A 20,119-nucleotide genomic window follows, 5' to 3' on the forward strand; every position below is an offset into this window, starting at 1 on the left:
CGCCGAGGTCACGTGGGACGTCCCGCCTGCCCCATGGACGGACCCCGCGCTCGCCGGCCCACCCCGACCGGTCCCTGAGGATCGACCCCTAAGGGCGTAGACGTGTTCGCGGGCGGGCATGGCAGGTCGTAGTGCAACGCCATCAGCCGTGAGAAGGTACCGAGCATGAGCGCCCTGAAATTCGTCCTCAACGTCATCTGGCTGCTTTTCTGCGGCATTTGGATGGCTCTCGCCTATGTGCTCGCCGGAATCATCTGCTGCGTACTCGTCATTACCATCCCGTTCGGCATTGCCTCGTTTCGCATTGCCGGCTTCATCCTGTGGCCGTTCGGGCGGACGGCGGTGGAGCGACCGGATGCCGGGGCGGCGTCCTGTGTCGGCAATGTGATCTGGCTGGTCTTCGCGGGGTGGTGGCTGGCGCTCGGGCATCTCATCACCAGCATTCCGCTGTTCCTGTCCGTCATCGGGATCCCCTTCGGGTGGGCGAACCTGAAGATGATCCCGATCTCGCTGATGCCGCTCGGCCGCGAGATCGTGCCGACCGACCGGGAATGGGGCGCACGGTAACCCGTACCGACCGCGACGGCCGGCGCAGGGCGGAAGCCCTCGCCGGCCGTCGGCGTTCACCAGGTCCCCGGTTCCCTCGGTCCCCCGGCGCCCCGGCGTTCAGGCCCGGGTGAGGGCCCTGCGTGCGAGGTAGGCGGCGGCGCCGAGGGCGAGGACGGCGGCGCCCTGGACGACGGAGGCGGCGGGGAGGGCGAAGGCGAGGACGAGGCAGCCGGCGGCGCCGAGGACGGGAACGGCGCGCGGGGGGCGGCCCTCGGCGGGGGTGAGGGTCCAGGCGGCGGCGTTGGCGACGGCGTAGTAGGCGAGGACGCCGAAGGAGGAGAAGCCGATCGCGCCGCGGACGTCGCCGAGGGCGGCGGCCACCGCGACCACCGCGCCGACGGCCAGTTCGGCGCGGTGCGGGACGCCGAAGCGGGGGTGGACGGCGGCGAGGGCGTGCGGGAGGTGGCGGTCGCGGGCCATCGCCAGGGTGGTGCGGGAGACGCCGAGGATCAGGGCGAGCAGCGAGCCGAGGGCGGCGACCGCCGCACCGGCGCGCACCACCGGGGCGAGGGCGGGGGCTCCGGCGGCCCGTACGGCGTCGGCCAGTGGCGCGGCGCTGTGGGCGAGCCGGTCGGGGCCGAGGACGGCCAGGACGGCGAGGGCCACGGCGGCGTAGACCACCAGGGTGATGCCGAGGGCCAGCGGGATCGCCCGGGGGATGGTGCGCCGCGGGTCGCGGACCTCCTCGCCGAGGGTGGCGATCCGGGCGTACCCGGCGAAGGCGAAGAACAGCAGGCCGGCGGCCTGGAGCACGCCGTGGAGGCCGGCGTCCGCGCCGAGGGCCCAGCGGCCGGTGCCGGCCTCACCGCTCGTCAGGCAGGCGGTGACGACGGCGGCCAGCACCGCCAGGACGACGGCCACGATCGCCCTGGTCAGCCAGGCGGCCTTCTGCACCCCGACGTAGTCGACGGCGGTCAGCGCCACCACGGCGGCGACCGCGACGGCGTGGGCCTGGGAGGGCCAGACGTAGGAACCGGCGGTGAGGGCCATCGCGGCGCAGGAGGCGGTCTTGCCGACCACGAAGCCCCAGCCGGCCAGGTACCCCCAGAAGTCGCCGAGCCGCTCCCGGCCGTAGACGTAGGTGCCCCCGGACTGCGGGTAGCGGGCGGCCAGCCGGGCCGAGGAGGTCGCGTTGCAGTACGCCACCGCACCGGCCAGCGCCAGCCCGGCCAGCAGCCCGGAGCCGGCGGCCCCGGCGGCGGGCGCCAGCGCGGCGAAGACGCCCGCGCCGATCATCGAGCCCAGCCCGATCACCACGGCGTCGAACACCCCCAGGTGCCGCCGCAGCTCCCCCGGACCGGCCGCCCTCGGCGACGAACTCATGCCCCACACCTCTCCCGGTCCGGCTTCGACGTCGGCGCACCCTACCGGAGGAAGGGAAACGGCGGGCGCCGGAGGGAGGGCGGGCGGCGCGGGCGGACGCGGTCAGCGGCCGAGCCGCTCCTCCAGGGCGCGCAGGTCCGCCGTGAGCGCGGCCCGGACCCGGCGGGACGCCAGCGGGCCGGCCAGGCGGAAGCCGCCGCGCACGCGGATGCGGGCGAAGGTGCCGCTGCGGGTGGGCTCGAAGGTGTAGGTGACCCGCATCGGCATCGGCCCGGCGACGGAGACCATGTCGAGCACCGTCGGCGGATCGTGGCGCGTCACCCGCAGCACGTACGAGAAGGACCTGCCCAGGAAGTGCGCGGTCCGGGTGACCTCCGCGCCCACGCCGAAGCCGCCGCTGTCGGCCTCCCGGGTGAGGGTGGCGTCGCGGATGCCCCGGGTCCACGCGGCGTCGTGGCGCCAGTCCATCGCGTAGCCGGCGACCGTGGCGGGCGGGAGGGGGATCAGGCGTTCCACTGTGACGTCGAGGGGCATGATCACACTCTCCCGCCGGGCGGACCACCGCGCTCCCCGGACGCACCCGTGCCGAGGGCCGAACGAGCGAACCGGTACGGCCTCCGGGGACCTGCCAGGGCCCCGGGGGCCCGTCAGAGCCCCAGGATCCGCTGCGCCTCCGCCCGCATCTCGACCTTGCGGATCTTCCCGGTGACCGTCATCGGGAACTCCTCGACCACGTGCACGTAGCGCGGGACCTTGACGTGGGCGAGCCGGCCGGCGCAGTACGCGCGGACGGTCTCGGCGGTGAGCGGCTCGGCGCCCTCCCGCATCCGGATCCAGGCCATCAGCTCCTCGCCGTACTTCGCGTCCGGGACGCCGATCACCTGGACGTCGAGGATGTCCGGGTGGGCGTGGAGGAACTCCTCGATCTCGCGCGGGTAGAGGTTCTCGCCGCCGCGGATCACCATGTCCTTGATCCGGCCGGTGATGGCGAGGTAGCCGTCCTCGTCCATCACCGCGAGGTCCCCGGTGTGCATCCAGCGGGCGGCGTCGACGGCCTCGGCGGTGCGCTCGGGCTCGCCCCAGTAGCCGAGCATGACGGAGTAGCCGCGGGTGCACAGCTCGCCGGGTTCGCCGCGCGGGACGGTCCGGCCGGTGGCCGGGTCGACGACCTTGACCTCCAGGTGCGGGCCGACCCGGCCCACCGTGGCGACCCGCCGCTCGACCGGGTCGTCGACCCGGGTCTGGGTGGAGACCGGCGAGGTCTCGGTCATGCCGTAGCAGATGGAGACCTGTGTCATGCCCATCCGCCCGATGACCTCCTTCATCACCTCGCTGGGGCAGGGCGAGCCGGCCATGATGCCGGTGCGCAGGCTGCCGAGGTCGTAGCGGTCGAAGTCCGGGTCGGCCAGTTCGGCGATGAACATGGTCGGTACGCCGTAGAGCGAGGTGCAGCGCTCGGCGGCGACGGCGGCCAGGGTGGCGCCGGGCTCGAAGGAGGGGGCCGGGATGACCGTGCAGGCGCCGTGCGAGATGGCCGCCAGGTTGCCCATCACCATGCCGAAGCAGTGGTAGAACGGCACCGGGACGCAGATCCGGTCCTGCTCGGTGTAGTCGAGCAACTCGCCCACGAAGTAGCCGTTGTTGAGGATGTTGTGGTGCGAGAGGGTCGCGCCCTTGGGGAAGCCGGTCGTCCCGGAGGTGTACTGGATGTTGATCGGGTCGTCCGGGGACAACTCGCCCTGGCGCTCGGCGAGTCGGGCCGGGTCGGCCCGCCTCCCGGCGGCGGTCACGGCGTCCCAGTCGGGGCTGCCGAGCAGCAGGAAGCGCTCCAACTCCGGGCAGCGGGGCCGCACTTCCTCGATCATCCCGGCGTAGTCGGAGGTCTTGAAGCGCTCGGCGGCGACCAGCAGCCGGATCCCGGCCTGGTTCAGCACGTACTCCAACTCGTGGGCGCGGTAGGCCGGGTTGACCGTGACCAGGATCGCGCCGAGCTTGGCGGTGGCGTACTGGGTGAGCGTCCACTCCGCGCAGTTGGGGGCCCAGATGCCGACCCGGTCGCCCTTGGCGATCCCGAGCTCCAGCAGGCCGAGGGCCAACGCGTCGACGTCGGAGGCGAGTTCGGCGTACGTCCAGCGGCGGGCGGTGGCCCGGTCGACCAGGGCGTCGCGGTCCGGGAAGGCGCGCACCGCGCGGTCGAGGTTCTCCCCGATGGTGTCGCCGAGCAGCGGGACGTCCGAGGTGCCGGAGGCGTAGCTGCGCGGGATCGGCGTGGTCGGCACGGGCTGGCTCCTGGGGACGGCGGTGCGGGACAGGGACCATGGTCGCGGCCCGTGCCCCGCTCCGCCACCCCCGAACGGGGGTACCGACACGGCGCCGGGGCCGCCCGTCGGGTTCGACGGACGGCCCCGGCGCGCGGGGTCACTGGTTGATGCAGATGTTGCCGAACGCCGGGTTGAGGAGCCCGATGACGTTGATCGAGTTCCCGCAGACGTTGGCCTCCAGGTTGATCGGGACCTGGATCACGTTGCCGGACAGGATGCCGGGCGAGCCGATGGCGGCACCGTTGGCGGTGGCGCTGCCGGCGAAGGCGGTCCCGGTTCCGGCGAGGACCGCCGCCGCGGTCAGGGCGGTGGCGGCGAGGGTGGTACGCATACGCATTGCGTCGCTCCTTGTGAGCAGGGCGGTTCGAAGTGTGACGATCACACTCGCTTACGATCACAAGCGATCCGGTCCGCCGCACGCCGGATTGGCCCGTCCTAGGGAGTGTCGCCCTCCCGACCGCCCTCCCGGCCCTCCGGCGCCGGGACCGCCGGAGCGGCGACGCTCAGTGATCCCAGCAGCTCCCGGGCCGGACGCAGCCCCGGCTCGGCGGCCACCGCACGGTGCAGCAGCCCGAGGGCGAGCGCCCCGTCACCGGCCGTCAGGGCCTCCAGCGCCCGGTTGTAGTCGATCCGTCCGGCGTAACGCAGCCGGAACAGCACCGACAGGTCCTCCCGGCAGGACGGGCAGCGCAGGGTCCCCGGGTCCGCGGGCACCCTGCACAGCGGACAGGGCACCTCGGGCGCCCCCAGGGGCTGCGGGGCCTCCACTGCTTCCACGCCTCCCACGGCTTCCCCGGCCTCCACGCCTTCCCCGGCTTCCACGGCTTCCACGGCGCTCATCGCGGCCCCGCCTCCTCCGGCCGGACCGGGCCGAGCGACTCCTGGGCCGGCTCGCTGCCCAGCTCCCGCTGCGCCTGCGCGTAGAGGGCCAGCAGGTTCGACATGTGGGTGTTGACGTCCGCCATGTTCGGCGCCTCCACAGCCGCGTCCAGCCCGCGCAGCTCGGCCATGATCAGCTGGGCCAGCGCGGGCGAGACCATGTTCTGCGTCACGTAGACGTTGCACATGGTGAGCATCCGCATGGTGTGCCCGAGCGCGTCGCACAGCTCGTCCGCCTTCTGGGCCGCGCGCACCGCGCCCTCCCAGTCGGCGGCCTCGCGGCGCAGCCGCAGCTCGGCGGCCACCGACCGCAGCCGGTCCAGGTCGCTCGGGTCGAGGTGCTTCTCGCAGTAGTGGATGAACAGGCTCAGGTACGCCTCGGAACCGCGCACCCAGCGCTGGGCCTTGAGCTGCTGCTGGGCCCGCTCCAGCGCGGCGTCCACGGACTGGCCGCGGGTCTGCCCGGCCGCCAGGTCGTCCAGGGTGTCCATCAGCCGCTGGGCCTCGCGCATCTCGGCCTCGGTCAGCTCGCCGCCCCAGCGGTCGGTGAAGGTCTCGATCTGCCGCTGCTGCTCCTCGACCTGCACCTTCAGCTCGGGGTCGAGGGTGACCCGCTCCAGCTTGACGGTCTTCTCGGCGCCACCCTGGATCCGCACCGACAGGGTGATGGTGCGGTCCCGGTCGAGGCCGAAGGAGACCTCCACCGGGGTGCGGCCGCCCAGGCCCTCGGGCAGCCGCAGGGTGAGGTGGCCGATCAGCTCGTTCTGCTGGGCGATCTCGTGCTCGCCCTCGTAGACCGCGACCTCCAGCCGCTGCCGGCCGCTGCCGGAGACCACGAACTCCCGGCTGACCGGTGAACTCGTCGGGTAGCTGGTGTTCTTGGGGATGATGACGGCGAGCCGGCCGTCGTTCAGCTCGATGCCGAGGTTCTTCGGGGTGATGTCGAACGGGTTGGTGACCTGCGCCAGCTCGCCGCAGCCCGGGCAGACCTCGCAGCCGGGCGGGTTGACCACACCGCAGGACGCGCAGCGCAGGCCGACGTCCTCGGCGGCGGTGGTGGCCACCTTGGTGTGTCCGGGGGCGGCCGAGTTGAGCGCCTCGCCGCACAGTTCGCAGGCGGTGACGCCGGGGGCGGCCGGGGTGCCGCAGCGCGGGCAGTTGCCGCCGTGCACCACGGCGGTGGTGCCGGTCTGCCGCGGGATCGTCGCGCCGCCGCCCGAACCGTCCAGCGCCTGGTCGCACTTGGGGCAGGCGGCGGCGTCGGCGTCGACCGGGATGTGGCAGGTCGGGCAGGAGACCCGGGCGCCGCCGAGCAGGCTTGTGGCGCAGTTGGCGCAGTTTGAGGCGGACAGGTCGCCGGGGGCCCGGCACTCGGGGCACTCCACCTCGCCGACCAGCGCCGACTGCACGGCCGCGCCGAGCGCCACGCACTGCATCGGGTTGACGCCGCGCCGGATCCGGCGGGGGCCGAAGACCTCGCCGAGCCGGCGGGCGACCAGCGGGATCGCGGTCGAACCGCCGACCAGCACCACCTCGTCGATGTCCCCGACGGTCAGGTTGGCCTGCATGATGGCCTTGTGGGTCAGCTCGATGGTGCGCTCGATCCGGGACTCGATCAGCTCCTCGAAGCGGGCCCGCTCGAACTCCGTCTCCAGCACCAGCTGCCCGGCGCCCAGGCCCGGCAGGATGACCTCGGAGGACTCCTGGTTGGAGAGCTCGATCTTGATGGTCTCGGCGGTGGCGGCGATCTTCGGACGGTCGCGCAGGTCCGGCTGGTACTCCGAGCCGTACTCCTCGCGGATGTCCTCCAGCAGCGCGGTGGTGATCCCGCGGTCGAAGTCGTCGCCGCCGAGCAGGTTGTCGCCCTCGATGCCGAGCACCGAGACCGAGCCGGGCACCAGCAGCAGGATCGAGATGTCGAAGGTGCCGCCGCCCAGGTCGTAGACCAGGACGGTCCTGCCCTCGTCGCCCGCCTCCGAGGTGATGCCGTACGCGAGGGCGGCGGCGGTCGGCTCGTTGATGATCCGCAGCACGTGCAGGCCGGCCATCCGGCCCGCCTCCTGGGTGGCCGCGACCTGCCGCTCGCCGAAGTACGCGGGAACGGTGATGACGGCCCGGGGGAAGGGCTCGCCGAAGCGCTGCTCGGCGTCCTCCTTGAGGCGGTGCAGGATGATCGCGGAGATCTCGATCGGGGTGTACGAGCGGCCGTTGAACCAGACGTTGACGTCGCCGTCGGTGCCCGCGGTGACCTTGTAGTCCACCTCCTTCAGGGCCGCCTGGACCTGCGGGTCCTTGAACTTGCGGCCCATGAAGCGCTTGACCGAGCGGATCACGTTGGCGCCGTCGATGGCGATCCGGCTGCGCGCGGTGGAGCCCACCAGCAGCTCGCCCTTGCGGCCGCTGCCGACCACGGAGGGCGTGGCCTCCTGGTTCTGCCGGTTGAAGATGATCTCCGGCTCGCCCCGGCGCAGGTGGGCGACCACCGAGTTGGTGGTCCCCAGGTCGATGCCGAGTGTGCGGTACATGTCGTTCCCCTCTTGCCCCTCGTGGTCCTGGCTACTTCTTGCGCTTGGCCTGCTTGGCCTGCTTGGCCACGGCCTTTTCCCGGCGGCGGGCCCGGGGCGGGGCCGCCTTGGGCTGGGCGCGGGTGACCGGCGCGGCGATGGCGGTGACGGCGGCGGTGACGGCGGCGGACGGGTCGTCCTCGCCGGCTTCGGGTGTCTCGGGCATCTCGGGTGCCTCGGGTGTCCCAGGCACCGCGGGTTCGGCGGCGACGGCCCCCGGCACCCCCGGTGCGGCGTCCGCCGGCTCCGGGAGCACGTAGTCCCCCACCGGCTCCCGGGGTCCCGGCTCCGGGTCCGGCTCCGGTGCGGCGACCACCACCTGGGCCCGGCGCAGCACCTCGTCCCCCCAGAAGAACCCGGTCACCACCGTCCGCACCACCGTCTCCGGCGCCACCCCGGACCGGGGCTCGGTGCCCACGATCTCGGTGAGGTCCGGGTCGGCCGTCATGCCCTCCAGCCGCATCGGCCGCACCTTGGCCTTGGCGAGCTGCCCGAGCAGCCGCCGCCGGGTGGCCTCCAGGCCGGCGCCGCGGCCGAGCGCCACCAGCTCGCGGTCCAGGCCGAGGGCGGCGAGCGCGTCGTCCACCTCGACCAGGATGCCCAGCAGTTCACGCTGCTCGGCCCGGGCGGCCTGCTTCTGCTCGGTCAGCTTGCTCCCCAGCAGGGAGGCCCGGAAGAGCAGCCGGCCGAAGGCCTGCTCCAGGTCGACCTCCTCGATGCCGGGCGGGACCTCCAGCGGCCGGTGGCCGTCGGGCAGGGCTGTGGTGGGCGCTTCGGTGGACGCGTCGGCGGGTGCGTCGGTCATTCGGGTACCTCGATCTGCGGCAGCACGGACAGGTCGGCCGCGTAGCGGGCGGGGACGGGCGGTTCGGGGTCGGCGCCGCCGGGGGCGGGCTCGGCGAAGTCGGCGGCCAGCTCGGCCCGGTGGAGGACGGACAGGCCGGCGGGCGGCAGCGGCGGGCGCTCGATCACCAGCAGCGGTTCGGCCAGCGCCGGGGCGAGCAGTTCGGCGGCCTGGTCGACCGGCTCCGGCGGAAGGGGCTGCTGGAGGTCCGCCTCCAGGCGCCGGTCCGGGTTGCGCAGCAGCGCGGCGGCCTCCTGGATCTGCTGGCGGCTGTACCGGCCGGCCCGCATCGCCGGTCCGACGGCGAGGTTGATCTCGCGCACGCCGGCCGTGAGCGGGATGCCCAGGACCTCGTACGGCGACGGTTCGTGCAGTGGCATGGCGGGCGGTCTCTCTCCTCACGGTGGCGGGGACGGCCCCGGGTGGCGGCGGGGCCGCGGCTCCGGCTGCGGCTGCGGGCTGGGGACTGCGGACTGCGGACTGCGGACTGCGACGTACGGTCTAGGACGACGCCAACTGCTGTGCGGTTGCCGTCAGTAGAGCGAGTTGATCCGCCTCTGCATGGCCCGCAGCTCGGCGTCGTCCGGGCTGTACTCGACGGCCTTGCGGGCCAGGTCACGGGCCTCGCGCAGCTGCCGGGCGTTGGCCCGCTGGACGGCGAACGAGCCGTAGACGATGCCGAGTTCGCGGTGCAGCTTGCCGGTGTCCTCCGGGGTGCGGGACAGGCCGAGGGCCTCCTCCAGCAGCCGGACCGCCTCGGGGTAGCGGCGGGCCTCGTAGTGGCCGATCGCCTCGCCGCGCCAGACGCTGACCATCAGCCGGCGGATGTCGGCCGAGTCGTCGTAGGACCTGGCCTTCTGGAGCATCGCGGCCTGGGCGGTGAACGGCTGGTCCTGCATGGCGTCCAGCACGTGGTTGGCGAGCATCACCGAGACCCGGCGCGGGGCCTCCTGGTCGACCGCGCCCTCCCACTCCGGGTCGGCGCGCAGCGCCTCGGCCATCCGCTCGACGGCCCGTCGGCGGTCGTCGGCGAAGGCGGCCGAGCGGGCGAGGTGGCGCAGCACGAAGGCGAGGCCGAGCCGGTGGTCCGGGTCGGGGTTGAGGTCGATCAGCGCCCGCCAGGCCTCGGCGGCCTCCTCCAGTTCCGCGTCGGTGGCGTCGGGGCGGCTGAGCTGGCCGGCCCGGTTGCCGAGGGCGGCCTCCAGGAAGTGCCGGGCGGTCGGGTCGCCGGGCGCCAGCTCCATGCTCTTCTCCAGCAGGGCGAGGGCGCGGGGGTAGTCCTTGTCCTCGTTGTTGATCTTGCGTGCCCACTGCGCGTAGGTGGCGCCGAGGTCGCCCCGCACCTCGGGGTCGTCGGGGGCCAACGCCAGGGCCTTCTCCAGGAGTTCGGCGGCGCCGGCCTGGTCGTCCAGGCTGTTCTTGAGCAGGGCGCGGGCAGCCCGTACGCCGGACTCGGCGGCGATCGCGGCGGCGTCGGCGGGCAGCCGGGCGCCGGGGACGGAGCGGGCTCGGGTGAGGCTGTCCAGGGCCTCGCGCCAGTCCTGGTTGCGGTGGTGCTCGCGGGCCTGGCTGACCAGGGACTCGCCGAGCAGCGCCCGCCAGTCCTCGCCGCGCCGCTGCTCGGGCACCGCGTCCAGGGCGGCGACGGCGGCGGCCTGCCGGCCCTGGAGCTGGAGGTAGCGCTGCGGCCCGAGGTCGCCGAACAGGCCGAGGGCCCGGACGGGCGCGGGCGCCTCCAGGCCGGCGGGCCGCCGCCAGGGCCGGACGGCCTGCTCGAAGGCCTCGGCCCAGCCGGCCGGGCCGGGCTCGGCGCGGAGCAGCCGGTCGAGGGCGGGGCCGAGCGCGAGGCGGCGGGCCGGGCGGCCGGGCAGGGTGATCCGGACGTCCTCCTGGGCGAAGGCGTCCGCGCAGTGCGTCTCCATGCCGAGGCGCAGCGTCCAGGCGGTGACCTCGTCGCCGCTGAGCCCGGCGGCCCGGTCCAGGGCGCGCAGGTCGTCGCGGAGCCGGTCGAGCAGCCCGGTGCGGGCGGCGGCCAGCCGCTGGGGTTCGGGGGTGCGGCCGGTGATCCGTGCGGACTCGGCCCACAGGTCGGGCTGGTGCAGGGCGGCGACCAGGCAGCCGAGCGTCCAGTCCCAGACCTCCTCGTCGGGGGTGTCGGCGCCGGCCGCGAGACGGTAGCCGGCCAGGCCGAGCGCGTGCAGCAGCCGGGGGTGGGCCGGGTCGTCGAGCAGCAGCGCGCGGTAGCCGTCCCAGGCCTCCCGGTGGCGGCCGTCGAGGGCGGCCTGGTGGGCCTCGTGCTCGGCGAGCAGGACGAGGGCGCCGGCCGCCCGCTCCTGGCCGGGGGCCAGTCGGAGGGCCTCGCGCAGGTCGACGGCGGCCGGGCCGGGCCGGTCGGCGGCGAGGGCGGCGCCGGCCCGGCGGACCAGGACGGCGGCGCGGGCCTCCCGGGCGTCCTCGGGCAGGCCGGCCAGCGCTTCGTCCGGTCGGCCGAGTTCGGCGCGCAGCAGGGCGAGGTCGGTCCGGACGGGCGCGCCGGCGGCGCCGTCGCCGAAAGCCTCGGCCCAGCGGGCGAGCACGGGTTCGGCTTCCTCGGGGGTGCCGGCCCGGCGGGCGCAGTCGAGGACGGCGCGCAGCGCGGGGGCGGCGCAGTGGACGCAGCGGGGCGAGGCGGCGGCCTCGGGGGCGTGCTGGTGGTCGGGGCACGCCTCGCGGCCGCAGCCGCCGCAGGTGGCGGCGGCGGGGCGGTCGCAGAGCGCGCAGTCGCCGGTCGGCGCCGTGCCCGCCGCCGTACCGGAGGCCAGGAAGTGCCGGTACCAGTCCAGGGCGGCGGCCCAGTTGCCGGCCCGTTCGGCGAGCAGGGCGCGCAGCCGGGCGGTCGCCGGGTCGCCGGCCGGGTCGGGCGGGCCGAGCAGGGCGATCGTCCGGGCCGGACGGCCCGCCAGCAGGGCGACGGCGGCCAGGTGGTAGCGGTCGCGCAGGCCGCTGCCGGCGTCGAGCAGGGTGGCGACCGGCTCCGGGGTGCCCTCGGTCAGGGCGAGGGCGGCGCGCAGCCGGGCCTGGCGGTGGGTGAGGGCGCCGGGCAGGGTGTCGGCGAGGGCGAGCGCGGCGGCGGCCCGGCGGCGCGGCTCGGCGTGGTCGCGGCCGGCGACCAGCAGGTGGGCGGCCTCGCGCAGGGCGGCCTCGCGCAGCGCGGTGCGGTAGCCGGGGGCGGCCGGGTGCTCGGCGGCGGCCCGCTGCCAGAGTTCGCGGGCGGCCGTCGGGTCGGTGGCCAGCCGGGTACGGGCGAGCCGGTCGCGGGCCAGGGCCCGGCGCGGGTCCAGGTCCTCGTCGTCCAGCGCCTCCCAGCGGGCGAGGGCGCCGGCCGGGTCGTCGGTGCGGGCGAGGGCGAGGCCGTGGTGGAAGGCGGCGACGGCGGTCCAGCGGGTGCCCGGTTCGGTGTCGGCCTCGGCGCGCAGGATCGGTTCGGCCTCCTCGGCCTGCCCGGCGGCGAGCAGGGCGGCGCCGAGCCGGACCCTGGCGGGGCGCCAGGCGGGGGCCCCGCCGAGGCCGGCCCGGTAGTCGGCGGCGGCCTCGGCGAAGCGCTCGGCCCGTTCGTGGACCAGGGCGAGGCCGAACCGGGCCGGGGCGAAGTCGGGTTGGACGGTCAGGGCCGCGGTGAACTGCTCCCGGGCCTGCTCGTCGGCGCCGAGCAGCAGGGCGAGCCGGCCGAGGGCGTAGCGGGGGCGGGGGTCGGTCGGGCTCTCGCCGGTGGCGGCCGCGAGGTCGGCCCAGGCCTCCTCGGTGGCGCCGAGGCGCTGGCGGGCCAGGCCGCGGAAGAGCAGGCCGTCGGTGCGCAGGGCCGGGCCGCGCCCCCACGGGGAGGGGTCGCCGGGGCCGCGGCGCAGTGCCTCGTCGAAGGCGGTGACGGCGGGTTCGTCGCGGTGCAGGGTGTAGAGCTGGGCGCCCCAGCGGAACCAGAGTTCACCGCTTCCGGCGGGGGCCGCGGCGGCGAGCAGGGCCTCGGCCTCGGCGGCCCGATCGGTGGCGCTCAGCAGGGCGGCCCGGGCGAGCACCGGCCAGTCCCGGCCGGGCAGGGCGGCCAGGGCGCGGGCGGTGACGTGCTCGCGCTGGTCGGGGGCGCCGTCGCGGCAGCGGCGCTGCAACCAGTCGACGGTACGGGCGGCGGCCTCGGCCTCCTCGCCGGGTTCGGTGCCGGCGGCGGTGGCCTGGAGGAAGGCGAACAGCGGGCCGAGGTCGCCGTCGGAGGCCGTCATCCGCTCCTCGGCGAGGCGGCGCAGGCTCCACCGGGGCAGCTGCCGGGCCGGGTCGGCGAGCAGCGGGTAGGCCTCGCGGTGCAGGGCGAGGGTGGCCTGCTGGTCGCCGGTGGGGATGGTGGCCTCGGCCTGGCCGAGCAGCGCGAGGCCGCGCTGGGGGCGCAGTTCCTCGGGTGCGTCGGCGAGCCGGCGGGCCAGCCGGGCGTAGCGGCGGCGGGCCTGGGCCGCCTGTCCGGCGGCGAGCCGTTCGGCGGCCGCCGCCAGGGCCTTCGCCACCGCCGCGGCGTCCAGCGCCCGCCGGCGGACCAGGACGACGGCGACCGCACCGACCAGCGCCATCACGACCAGCAGCACCGCTATCAGTGCCATGCACCGTCCCCCTGAGTTCGGACACCACCCATCTCATGATCAACTGACGTTGAGCGATCATGAGTTGACGTCATGTCGTGATGTTGCTCGAGCGCCATCAGAATAGGCCCTCGGTCGGACGGACGAACAGGAGAGAGCACTATCCTGGACATCACATCAACAGCAGGACCACAGCACAGCAGCAGCGCGCCAACAGCGCGTCACCAGCGGTCAGAAGCGTCGGGGGTCGTGTGTCCGAGTCGCGTTGGGTGCCCGGCCTCCGGTTCGGGCCGGAGTTCGACCCCGAGCAGTACGAGCTCCTGGAGTTCCACCACCGGGGCGGCGAGGCCGAGGTGTGGCGGGCGGTGCGCACCGGGCACAACGGGCGCAAGGAACTCGTCGCCGCGAAGATCATGCTGGAGCGGGACCCGGCCGAGGTGCGGCGCTGGCTCGGCCGCTGGGACGACGTCTCGCACAACGCGCACCGACTGGGCGTCAACGACCTGGTGGTGCCCAGCTTCCTGCTCGGCCCCTCCCCGCACCGGCCCGGCACCCCGCCCGGCAGCGCGCTGCTGGGCTACCAGATCTCGCCCTGGGTCGAGGGCGCGCCGCTGCACACCTGGGCGCGCGGCCAGCGCGGCGGCCCGCCGGCGGTCGCCGAAGTGCTGACCCGGCTCTGCCGGATCGTCGACGAACTGCACCGCAAGCGCTGGGTGCACCGCGACATCTCCCCCGCCAACGTCCTGGTGGACGACCAGGGGCAGGTCAAGCTGATCGACCTGACCTTCCTCGCCCCGCTGGACCACACCCTGACCGTCGCGGTGTTCACCCCCGGGCACGTCCCGCCGGAGGCCGAGCAGGTGGGCGGCTTCCCGACCACCGCCAAGGACCTGTTCGCGGTCGGCACCCTCGTCCGCGTCCTGCTGCTGCCCGACCACGGCCGGCTGGACCACCGGCTGGCCGCCGAGCAGGCCCGCGCCGAGCTGCTGGCGGCCGGCTACAGCGAGGAGTTGGCGCGCTGGGCCTGCGAGCCGCTGGCCCGCGAACCGGACCGCCGCCCCTCCCCGCTCGGGCCGTGGGCCGCCCGGGGACGTGAACTGCTGCGCGCCCACCGGCCGGTGGCCCGTACCGCGGGCCTGGCCGTGCTGCCCGACCCGGCCGGGCGGCCGCTGGTGGTCACCGGCGGCGCCGACGGCACCGCGCTGGCCGGCCCCGGCCACCTCGGCCGACGGCTGCCGTCCGGCCAGGGCCCGTCCTCCGTAAGGGAGTTGACGGCCGGCTGGGCCGGGCCGCAGGGCGAGCTGGTGGTCTGCGCCGAGGACCGCGGCGGCACCCTGTGGGTCGGTACGGCGGGCGGCTGGTGGGAGGCGGCACGCGGGGTCAACGGCCTGGCGGGCGCGGTCGGTTCGGCCGGGGAGATGACCGTCTGGACGGCGGCCGGCGGCGCGCTGCGCTCCTACCGCTGGGCGCCCGGCCGCACCCTCACCGGCCAGGAGCACCCCGGCTGCCCGGCCGACCGGGTGCTCGCCGCCGAGGAGGAACGGCCCGGCGCCTGGCTGCTGCTGGTCGAGCACCGCGAGCGGGTGCTGAGCTGGCGGCCCGGAGGCGCCGGACGGCCCCTCCCGGTGGGCCCGCCCGGCCCGCTGCGCGCCGGGGCGCTGGCCCGCACCTCCGCCGGGACGCAGGCCGCCACGCTGCGGCCGGACGGCTCGGTCCAGTTGCACACCCTCGGCGCGGCCGGGGCGGGAACCGAGATCGGCGACGGCGAGCCCTCGCTCGGCATCGCCATGGTCGGCCACCGCGGCGGCCCGACGCTGGCGCTGGCCGGCGCGGGCGGCGTACGGCTGCGGCTGCCGGCCGGCGGCGCCTCCCGGCGGCCGCGCTGGTGGCGGCCGACGCTGCGCCCGGCCACCCGGGTGGCGCTGACCATGGGCGACGACTGGCGGCTGTGCCTGGCGGCGGTGGTGGAGGGCGAGTTGCAGGTGTGGCAGGAGGACGCGGCGTACCGCTGGCAGGCGGTGGAGCTGCCGGAGCAGGGTTAGCGCGTCTCTGCCGGGCAGCCGTGGAGCAGTTCGGCGAAGGCCGCTGCGGCGGCGTCCGGCGGGAGGATCCGCTCGGCCCGGTCGCCGGCCGGCGTGCTGATCACGTAGTGCTCGGCGAGGTACGAGTAGTCGTCCCAGGCCTCCCAGCCGTGGGCGCGCAGCAGGGTCCGGCCGCAGCGGGTGCAGCCGACCCACGGCACCAGCACCAGGCCGACCAGCTCCGGCTCGCTCCAGCCCGTCACCGTCTCGGCCTCGTCGCGCTCGCCGTCCAGCAGCCGTACCGGAGAGGGCGCGCCGTCGCCCGGGCAGCGCAGGAGGCCGGGGGTGAGCCGCTCGCGCTGCCCCCACTCCTCGGCCAGCACGGAGATCCGTGCCCGGTCCGTGCCGCCGATCGGGATCTGGCGGGCCAGCAGGCCCTCGACCAGCAGTTCGATCCCGCACTCCTGCTCCCCGATCGCCCAGCAGTCCTCGACCCCCTGGGCGGCGTCGTCCGGCAGGAGGCCGGCGATCCGGTGCCGGAACTCGGTGTCTTCGTCCATGGTTCGGACTCTAACTCCCGGCCGGTCCGCCTCGGCCGGCCAGGGTCCCCGACGGCCTGGTGCGGCGGGCCCCGGTCCGCCTGCGGGCCGCCGGTACGCGAGCGGGCCCCGGTTCCCGCCGGTCCGGGACACGGCGGGGCCCCGGAACCCTGGCGGTGGGGTTCCGGGGCCTCGGCCCTGCGGCGGACCGGCGGAGCGGCGCAGCGGTGGCTCAGCGGAAGCGGCGCAGCCGGAGGCTGTTGCCGACCACGAAGACCGAGGAGAAGGCCATCGCGGCCCCCGCGATCATCGGGTTGAGCAGACCGGCCGCGGCCAGCGGCAGGGCGGCCACGTTGTAGCCGAAGGCCCAGAACAGGTTGCTCTTGATGGTGCTCAGCGTCCTGCGGGAGAGCCGGATGGCGTCGGCGGCGGCCAGCAGGTCGCCGCGGACCAGGGTCAGGTCGCCGGCCTCGATCGCGGCGTCGGTGCCGGTGCCCATCGCCAGGCCCAGGTCGGCCTGGGCGAGCGCGGCCGCGTCGTTGACGCCGTCGCCGACCATCGCGACGACCCTGCCCTCGGCCTGCAACCGCTTGACGGTGTCGACCTTGTCCTGCGGCATGACCTCGGCGATCACGTGCTCCGGCCCGATGCCGACCTCGGCCGCCACGGCCTCGGCGACCAGCCGGTTGTCGCCGGTCAGCAGCACCGGGGTCAGGCCCAGGGCGCGCAGCTTGCCGATGGCCTCGGCGCTGGTCGGCTTGACCGCGTCGGCGACCTCCAGCACGGCCCGGGCCTCGCCGTCCCAGCCGACCGCGATCGCGGTGCGGCCGGCCGCCTCGGCGGTGCGCTTGGCCTCGGCCAGCGCCTCGGGCAGCTGCTGCGACCACTCGTTCAGCAGGGCCTCCCGGCCCGCGACCACGGCGTGGCCGTCCACCACGCCCTGGACACCGAGGCCCGGGACGTTCTCGAAGCCCTCGACGGCGGGCAGTTCGCCGGCCTTGGCGGCGGCGGTGGCGACCGCCCGGGCGATCGGGTGCTCGGAGGCGTGCTCCAGGGCGCCGGCCAGGCGCAGCACCTCGGCCTCGGTGGTGGTGTCGGTGGTGTGGACGGCGAGCAGGGTCATCTGGCCGGTGGTGACGGTGCCGGTCTTGTCCAGGACGATGGTGTCGACCTTGCGGGTGGACTCCAGGACCTCCGGGCCCTTGATCAGGACGCCCAGCTGGGCGCCGCGGCCGGTGCCGACCAGCAGGGCGGTCGGGGTGGCCAGGCCGAGGGCGCACGGGCAGGCGATGATCAGTACGGCCACGGCTGCCGTGAAGGCGGCGGTCCAGCCCTCGCCGGTGCCCAGCCAGTAGCCGAGGGTGGCCACCGCGAGGGTGATCACGATCGGCACGAAGACCGCGGAGATCCGGTCCGCGAGGCGCTGCGCGGCGGCCTTGCCGTTCTGCGCGTCCTCGACCAGCCTGGCCATCCGGGACAGCTGGGTGTCCGCGCCGACCCGGGTGGCCTCGACCACCAGGCGTCCGCCCGCGTTGACGGTGGCGCCGGTGACGCCGTCCCCGACCCCGACCTCGACCGGGACGGACTCGCCGGTCAGCATCGAGGCGTCCACCGCCGAGGCGCCCTCCACCACCACCCCGTCGGTGGCGATCTTCTCGCCCGGCCGGACCACGAAGCGGTCGCCCACGGCGAGGTCCGCGACCGGGACGCGCACCTCGGCGCCGCCGCGCAGCACCGTCACGTCCTTGGCGCCCAGTTCCAGCAGCGCCTTGAGCGCGGCCCCGGCGGTGCGCTTGGAGCGCGCCTCGAAGTAGCGGCCGGCCAGGATGAAGGCGGTGACGCCGGCCGCCGCCTCCAGGTAGATGTTGGACGAGCCGTCGGTGCGGGCGATGGTGAACTCGAAGCCGTGCCGCATGCCCGGCATCCCGGCGTCGCCGAAGAACAGCGCCCACAGCGACCAGAGGAACGCGGCGCCGGTGCCGAGCGACACCAGGGTGTCCATGGTCGCGGCGCCGTGCCGGGCGTTGGTGAACGCGGCCCGGTGGAACGGCCAGGCGGCGTAGGTGACGACCGGCGCAGCGAGGGTCAGCGACAGCCACTGCCAGTTGTCGAACTGGAGGGCCGGCACCATCGCCATCGCGATCACCGGCAGCGCGAGCCCCACCGCCGTGAAGAGCCGCTGGCGCAGCGGGGCCAGTTCGTCGGCCGGCTCGGCGTGCTCGCCGCCCGCGCCCTCGGTGACCGGGGGCTTGGGCAGCGCCGCGGTGTAGCCGGTGGCCTCGACCGTGGCGATCAGGTCGGCGACCTCGACACCGCCCTCGAAGGAGACCTTCGCCTTCTCGGTGGCGTAGTTGACGCTGGCCGTGACGCCGTCCATCCGGTTGAGCTTCTTCTCGATCCGGGCCGCGCAGGAGGCGCACGTCATTCCGCCGATCGAGAGTTCCACCTCCGCGGAGGCGGGTGCCTGCGTAGTCATCGTCGCTCCTCGTGCCAGTGATCCCGGACCTTCATTACCTCATACCCAGCTGGGGTATCAGGCGGTGCTGAGCTCATTTATACCCCCGAGGGGTATCGATGGCAAGCATTGGCGGTACCCCCAGGAGGTATTTTTCAGGGCGCCGGCCACCGCTTGACTTATACCCCCAAGGGGTATTCACTCGGAGCATCGAGCCGGGGCCGCGCAGTCCCCGCCCGCCCACTTCCCCGCCGGAATCCCGAGGAGGGCCCCATGGCCGGCTACCACTCCGACAAGGACCAGCTCCTACGCCGGCTGCGCCGCGTCGAGGGCCAGATCCGCGGCCTCCAGCGCATGGTCGACACCGACACCTACTGCATCGACACCCTGACCCAGGTCTCGGCCGCCACCAAGGCCCTCCAGTCCGTCGCCCTGCAACTGCTCGACTCCCACCTCGCCCACTGCGTCCACGACGCCATCGCGGGCGGCGGCGCCGAGGCCGACGCCAAGGTCGCCGAGGCCTCCCAGGCCATCGCCCGGCTCATGCGGGCCTGAGCCCTCCCGCTTCCGTCCGTACCACCGCCCGAGGAGAACCCGCCATGAACACCCCGCTGCGCATCACCGCCTTCACCGCCGGACTCGCCGCCGCCTTCGGCCTCGCCCTCGGCGTCGGCCACGCCGCCGGCGGCGGGCCCTCCCCCAAGCCCGCCGCGCACGCGGGGCACGCGGGGCACGACGCGGGCGGTGGCACCTCCGCCGCCCCCGCCGAGCACCTGCCCGGCGGGCTCCAGATCTCCGAACGCGGCTACACGCTCAGCGTCGACACCCCCTTCGTGACCGCCGGCTCCCCCACCGACCTGCGCTTCCGCATCCTCGGCACGGACGGCGAGCCCGTCACCGCCTACCAGCGGCAGCACGAGAAGGACCTGCACCTGATCGTCGCCCCGCGCGACCTGTCGACCTTCCAGCACCTGCACCCGACGCTGGCCGCCGACGGCACCTGGAGCGCCCCGACCGCCGTGCCCACCGCCGGGGAGTACCGGGTCTTCGCGGACTTCACCCCGGCAGGCGCCGCCGAGGGCCTCACCCTCGGCGCCGACCTCCACGCCGCGGGCGACCTGCGGCCCGCCCCGCTCCCGCAGACCGGACGGACCGTCACCGTCGACGGCTACACCGTCACCCTGGGCGGCGACCTCACCCCCGGGCACAGCGGCCGGCTCACCCTGAGCGTCGCCAAGGACGGCCGGCCGGTCACCGACCTCCAGCCCTACCTCGGCGCGTACGGCCACCTCGTCGCGCTGCGCGCCGGCGACCTCGCCTACCTGCACGTCCACCCGGACACCACCGCCCCGGGCCCGGAGATCGGCTTCACCACCACCGCCCCGAGCACCGGCAGCTACCGGCTCTTCCTGGACTTCAAGCACCAGGACACCGTCCGCACCGCGGCCTTCACCCTGTCGACGGACGGCCTCCCGGCTCCGGCCGCCACCGCCGCCGCCCCGGCCGCGCCCGCCACCGAGCACACCGAGGAAGCGGGCGGCCACCAGCACTGAGCAGGGCCGGAACGAAAGGTGCCGGGCGATCCGTGGAGCGATCGCCCGGCACCTTCCCTGTGCGGGCCGCGACCATTGCGGGCACAGCATCGTCACCGCCATCAAGACCGGCGAACTCCCCGACACCTGAACACCACTGCGCGAGAAGTCGGCCCAGCCGACTTCTCGCGCATGCCCCTTGCCCGTCACTGGTGGTCGTCGCCCGCCTCCGGACTCCCTCCCATCATCCGTAGCATCGGGGCGCCGCCGGTGCGGAGGAAGCGGACCGACAAGGCCCCGGCCAGGAGCAGGAAGACGATGTTCAGCCAGGTCGTGTAGGACTTGTCCGCCCGATCATGTGACTATCGCCTGCCTTGCTCGTTGGTTCGAGCATGGGGCGGGGTGATCTAACGGATGCGGAGTGGGAGCGG

At 75.1% G+C, this 20,119-nt stretch carries 15 protein-coding genes and 1 pseudogene; 4 read left to right on the forward strand and 12 right to left on the reverse strand.

Annotated elements, in window-relative coordinates:
- The first annotated feature begins 165 nt into the window (after positions 1 to 165).
- Complete coding sequence (locus ACZ7RU_RS26155; RefSeq protein ID WP_470343401.1) at positions 166 to 567, forward strand: YccF domain-containing protein; 402 nt, start codon at positions 166 to 168, stop codon at positions 565 to 567.
- Positions 568 to 666: 99 nt separating this feature from the next.
- On the opposite strand, the gene ACZ7RU_RS26160 is transcribed toward ACZ7RU_RS26155, so the two are convergent.
- The 9 genes from ACZ7RU_RS26160 to ACZ7RU_RS26200 form a co-directional block, all read right to left on the reverse strand.
- A complete protein-coding gene (locus ACZ7RU_RS26160; RefSeq protein ID WP_470343402.1) occupies positions 667 to 1,932 on the reverse strand; it encodes an APC family permease in 1,266 nt (421 codons plus the stop codon).
- Positions 1,933 to 2,034: 102 nt separating this feature from the next.
- Positions 2,035 to 2,466 (reverse strand): SRPBCC family protein, encoded by a 432-nt coding sequence (locus ACZ7RU_RS26165; protein WP_470343403.1) that lies wholly within the window; start codon positions 2,464 to 2,466, stop codon positions 2,035 to 2,037.
- Positions 2,467 to 2,579: 113 nt separating this feature from the next.
- Positions 2,580 to 4,211, reverse strand: a complete 1,632-nt coding sequence (locus ACZ7RU_RS26170) for an AMP-binding protein (RefSeq protein WP_470343404.1) — start codon at positions 4,209 to 4,211, stop codon at positions 2,580 to 2,582.
- Positions 4,212 to 4,350: 139 nt separating this feature from the next.
- On the reverse strand, positions 4,351 to 4,590 hold the full coding sequence (locus ACZ7RU_RS26175) for a chaplin (RefSeq protein ID WP_470343405.1): 240 nt from the start codon (positions 4,588 to 4,590) through the stop codon (positions 4,351 to 4,353).
- A 98-nt stretch (positions 4,591 to 4,688) separates the two neighbouring features.
- Positions 4,689 to 5,093 (reverse strand): hypothetical protein, encoded by a 405-nt coding sequence (locus ACZ7RU_RS26180; RefSeq protein WP_470343406.1) that lies wholly within the window; start codon positions 5,091 to 5,093, stop codon positions 4,689 to 4,691.
- On the reverse strand, positions 5,090 to 7,657 hold the full coding sequence (locus ACZ7RU_RS26185) for an Hsp70 family protein (RefSeq protein WP_470343407.1): 2,568 nt from the start codon (positions 7,655 to 7,657) through the stop codon (positions 5,090 to 5,092). Before ACZ7RU_RS26185 ends, ACZ7RU_RS26180 begins: the two co-directional genes overlap by 4 nt.
- A 31-nt stretch (positions 7,658 to 7,688) precedes the next feature.
- Positions 7,689 to 8,501 (reverse strand): nucleotide exchange factor GrpE, encoded by an 813-nt coding sequence (locus tag ACZ7RU_RS26190; protein WP_470343408.1) that lies wholly within the window; start codon positions 8,499 to 8,501, stop codon positions 7,689 to 7,691.
- Positions 8,498 to 8,920, reverse strand: a complete 423-nt coding sequence (locus ACZ7RU_RS26195; protein ID WP_470343409.1) for a hypothetical protein — start codon at positions 8,918 to 8,920, stop codon at positions 8,498 to 8,500. The genes ACZ7RU_RS26190 and ACZ7RU_RS26195 overlap by 4 nt, the downstream gene beginning before the upstream one ends.
- A gap of 153 nt (positions 8,921 to 9,073) precedes the next feature.
- Positions 9,074 to 13,162 (reverse strand): hypothetical protein, encoded by a 4,089-nt coding sequence (locus tag ACZ7RU_RS26200; protein WP_470343410.1) that lies wholly within the window; start codon positions 13,160 to 13,162, stop codon positions 9,074 to 9,076.
- 230 nt (positions 13,163 to 13,392) lie between these two features.
- Here ACZ7RU_RS26200 and ACZ7RU_RS26205 point away from each other — a divergent pair, with 230 nt between their 5' ends.
- Entirely contained in the window at positions 13,393 to 15,183 is a 1,791-nt protein-coding gene (locus ACZ7RU_RS26205) for a serine/threonine protein kinase (RefSeq protein ID WP_470343411.1), read from the forward strand.
- Here ACZ7RU_RS26205 and ACZ7RU_RS26210 read toward each other — a convergent pair.
- Together ACZ7RU_RS26210 and ACZ7RU_RS26215 are read right to left on the reverse strand one after the other, a co-directional pair.
- Positions 15,180 to 15,722, reverse strand: coding sequence for a hypothetical protein (locus ACZ7RU_RS26210; RefSeq protein ID WP_470343412.1), 543 nt, complete (start codon positions 15,720 to 15,722; stop codon positions 15,180 to 15,182). The two genes, ACZ7RU_RS26205 and ACZ7RU_RS26210, sit on opposite strands and share 4 nt — an antisense overlap.
- A 211-nt stretch (positions 15,723 to 15,933) precedes the next feature.
- Positions 15,934 to 18,177, reverse strand: coding sequence for a heavy metal translocating P-type ATPase (locus tag ACZ7RU_RS26215; RefSeq protein ID WP_470343413.1), 2,244 nt, complete (start codon positions 18,175 to 18,177; stop codon positions 15,934 to 15,936).
- Positions 18,178 to 18,429: 252 nt separating this feature from the next.
- Between ACZ7RU_RS26215 and ACZ7RU_RS26220 the strand changes: the two genes are divergently transcribed.
- Both ACZ7RU_RS26220 and ACZ7RU_RS26225 read left to right on the forward strand, forming a co-directional pair.
- On the forward strand, positions 18,430 to 18,711 hold the full coding sequence (locus tag ACZ7RU_RS26220; RefSeq protein WP_470343414.1) for a metal-sensitive transcriptional regulator: 282 nt from the start codon (positions 18,430 to 18,432) through the stop codon (positions 18,709 to 18,711).
- Positions 18,712 to 18,755: 44 nt separating this feature from the next.
- The gene (locus tag ACZ7RU_RS26225; RefSeq protein ID WP_470343415.1) at positions 18,756 to 19,709 is read left to right on the forward strand and encodes a hypothetical protein; all 954 of its coding nucleotides are present in this window, start codon (positions 18,756 to 18,758) and stop codon (positions 19,707 to 19,709) included.
- 185 nt (positions 19,710 to 19,894) lie between these two features.
- Here ACZ7RU_RS26225 and ACZ7RU_RS26230 read toward each other — a convergent pair.
- Positions 19,895 to 20,029, reverse strand: a pseudogene (locus tag ACZ7RU_RS26230) (permease); the annotation flags it as partial.
- Positions 20,030 to 20,119: the final 90 nt, after the last annotated feature.

Source organism: Kitasatospora sp. NPDC114501, assembly GCF_055633695.1.

Coding starts and splice junctions, on each gene's coding strand:
- ACZ7RU_RS26225 (WP_470343415.1), top strand. CDS start 18,756: ATGAACACCCCGCTGCGCATCACCGCCTTCACCGCCGGACTCGCCGCC.
- ACZ7RU_RS26190 (WP_470343408.1), bottom strand. CDS start 8,501: ATGACCGACGCACCCGCCGACGCGTCCACCGAAGCGCCCACCACAGCC.
- ACZ7RU_RS26220 (WP_470343414.1), top strand. CDS start 18,430: ATGGCCGGCTACCACTCCGACAAGGACCAGCTCCTACGCCGGCTGCGC.
- ACZ7RU_RS26175 (WP_470343405.1), bottom strand. CDS start 4,590: ATGCGTATGCGTACCACCCTCGCCGCCACCGCCCTGACCGCGGCGGCG.
- ACZ7RU_RS26195 (WP_470343409.1), bottom strand. CDS start 8,920: ATGCCACTGCACGAACCGTCGCCGTACGAGGTCCTGGGCATCCCGCTC.
- ACZ7RU_RS26160 (WP_470343402.1), bottom strand. CDS start 1,932: ATGAGTTCGTCGCCGAGGGCGGCCGGTCCGGGGGAGCTGCGGCGGCAC.
- ACZ7RU_RS26165 (WP_470343403.1), bottom strand. CDS start 2,466: ATGCCCCTCGACGTCACAGTGGAACGCCTGATCCCCCTCCCGCCCGCC.
- ACZ7RU_RS26210 (WP_470343412.1), bottom strand. CDS start 15,722: ATGGACGAAGACACCGAGTTCCGGCACCGGATCGCCGGCCTCCTGCCG.
- ACZ7RU_RS26185 (WP_470343407.1), bottom strand. CDS start 7,657: ATGTACCGCACACTCGGCATCGACCTGGGGACCACCAACTCGGTGGTC.
- ACZ7RU_RS26180 (WP_470343406.1), bottom strand. CDS start 5,093: ATGAGCGCCGTGGAAGCCGTGGAAGCCGGGGAAGGCGTGGAGGCCGGG.
- ACZ7RU_RS26200 (WP_470343410.1), bottom strand. CDS start 13,162: ATGGCACTGATAGCGGTGCTGCTGGTCGTGATGGCGCTGGTCGGTGCG.
- ACZ7RU_RS26155 (WP_470343401.1), top strand. CDS start 166: ATGAGCGCCCTGAAATTCGTCCTCAACGTCATCTGGCTGCTTTTCTGC.
- ACZ7RU_RS26215 (WP_470343413.1), bottom strand. CDS start 18,177: ATGACTACGCAGGCACCCGCCTCCGCGGAGGTGGAACTCTCGATCGGC.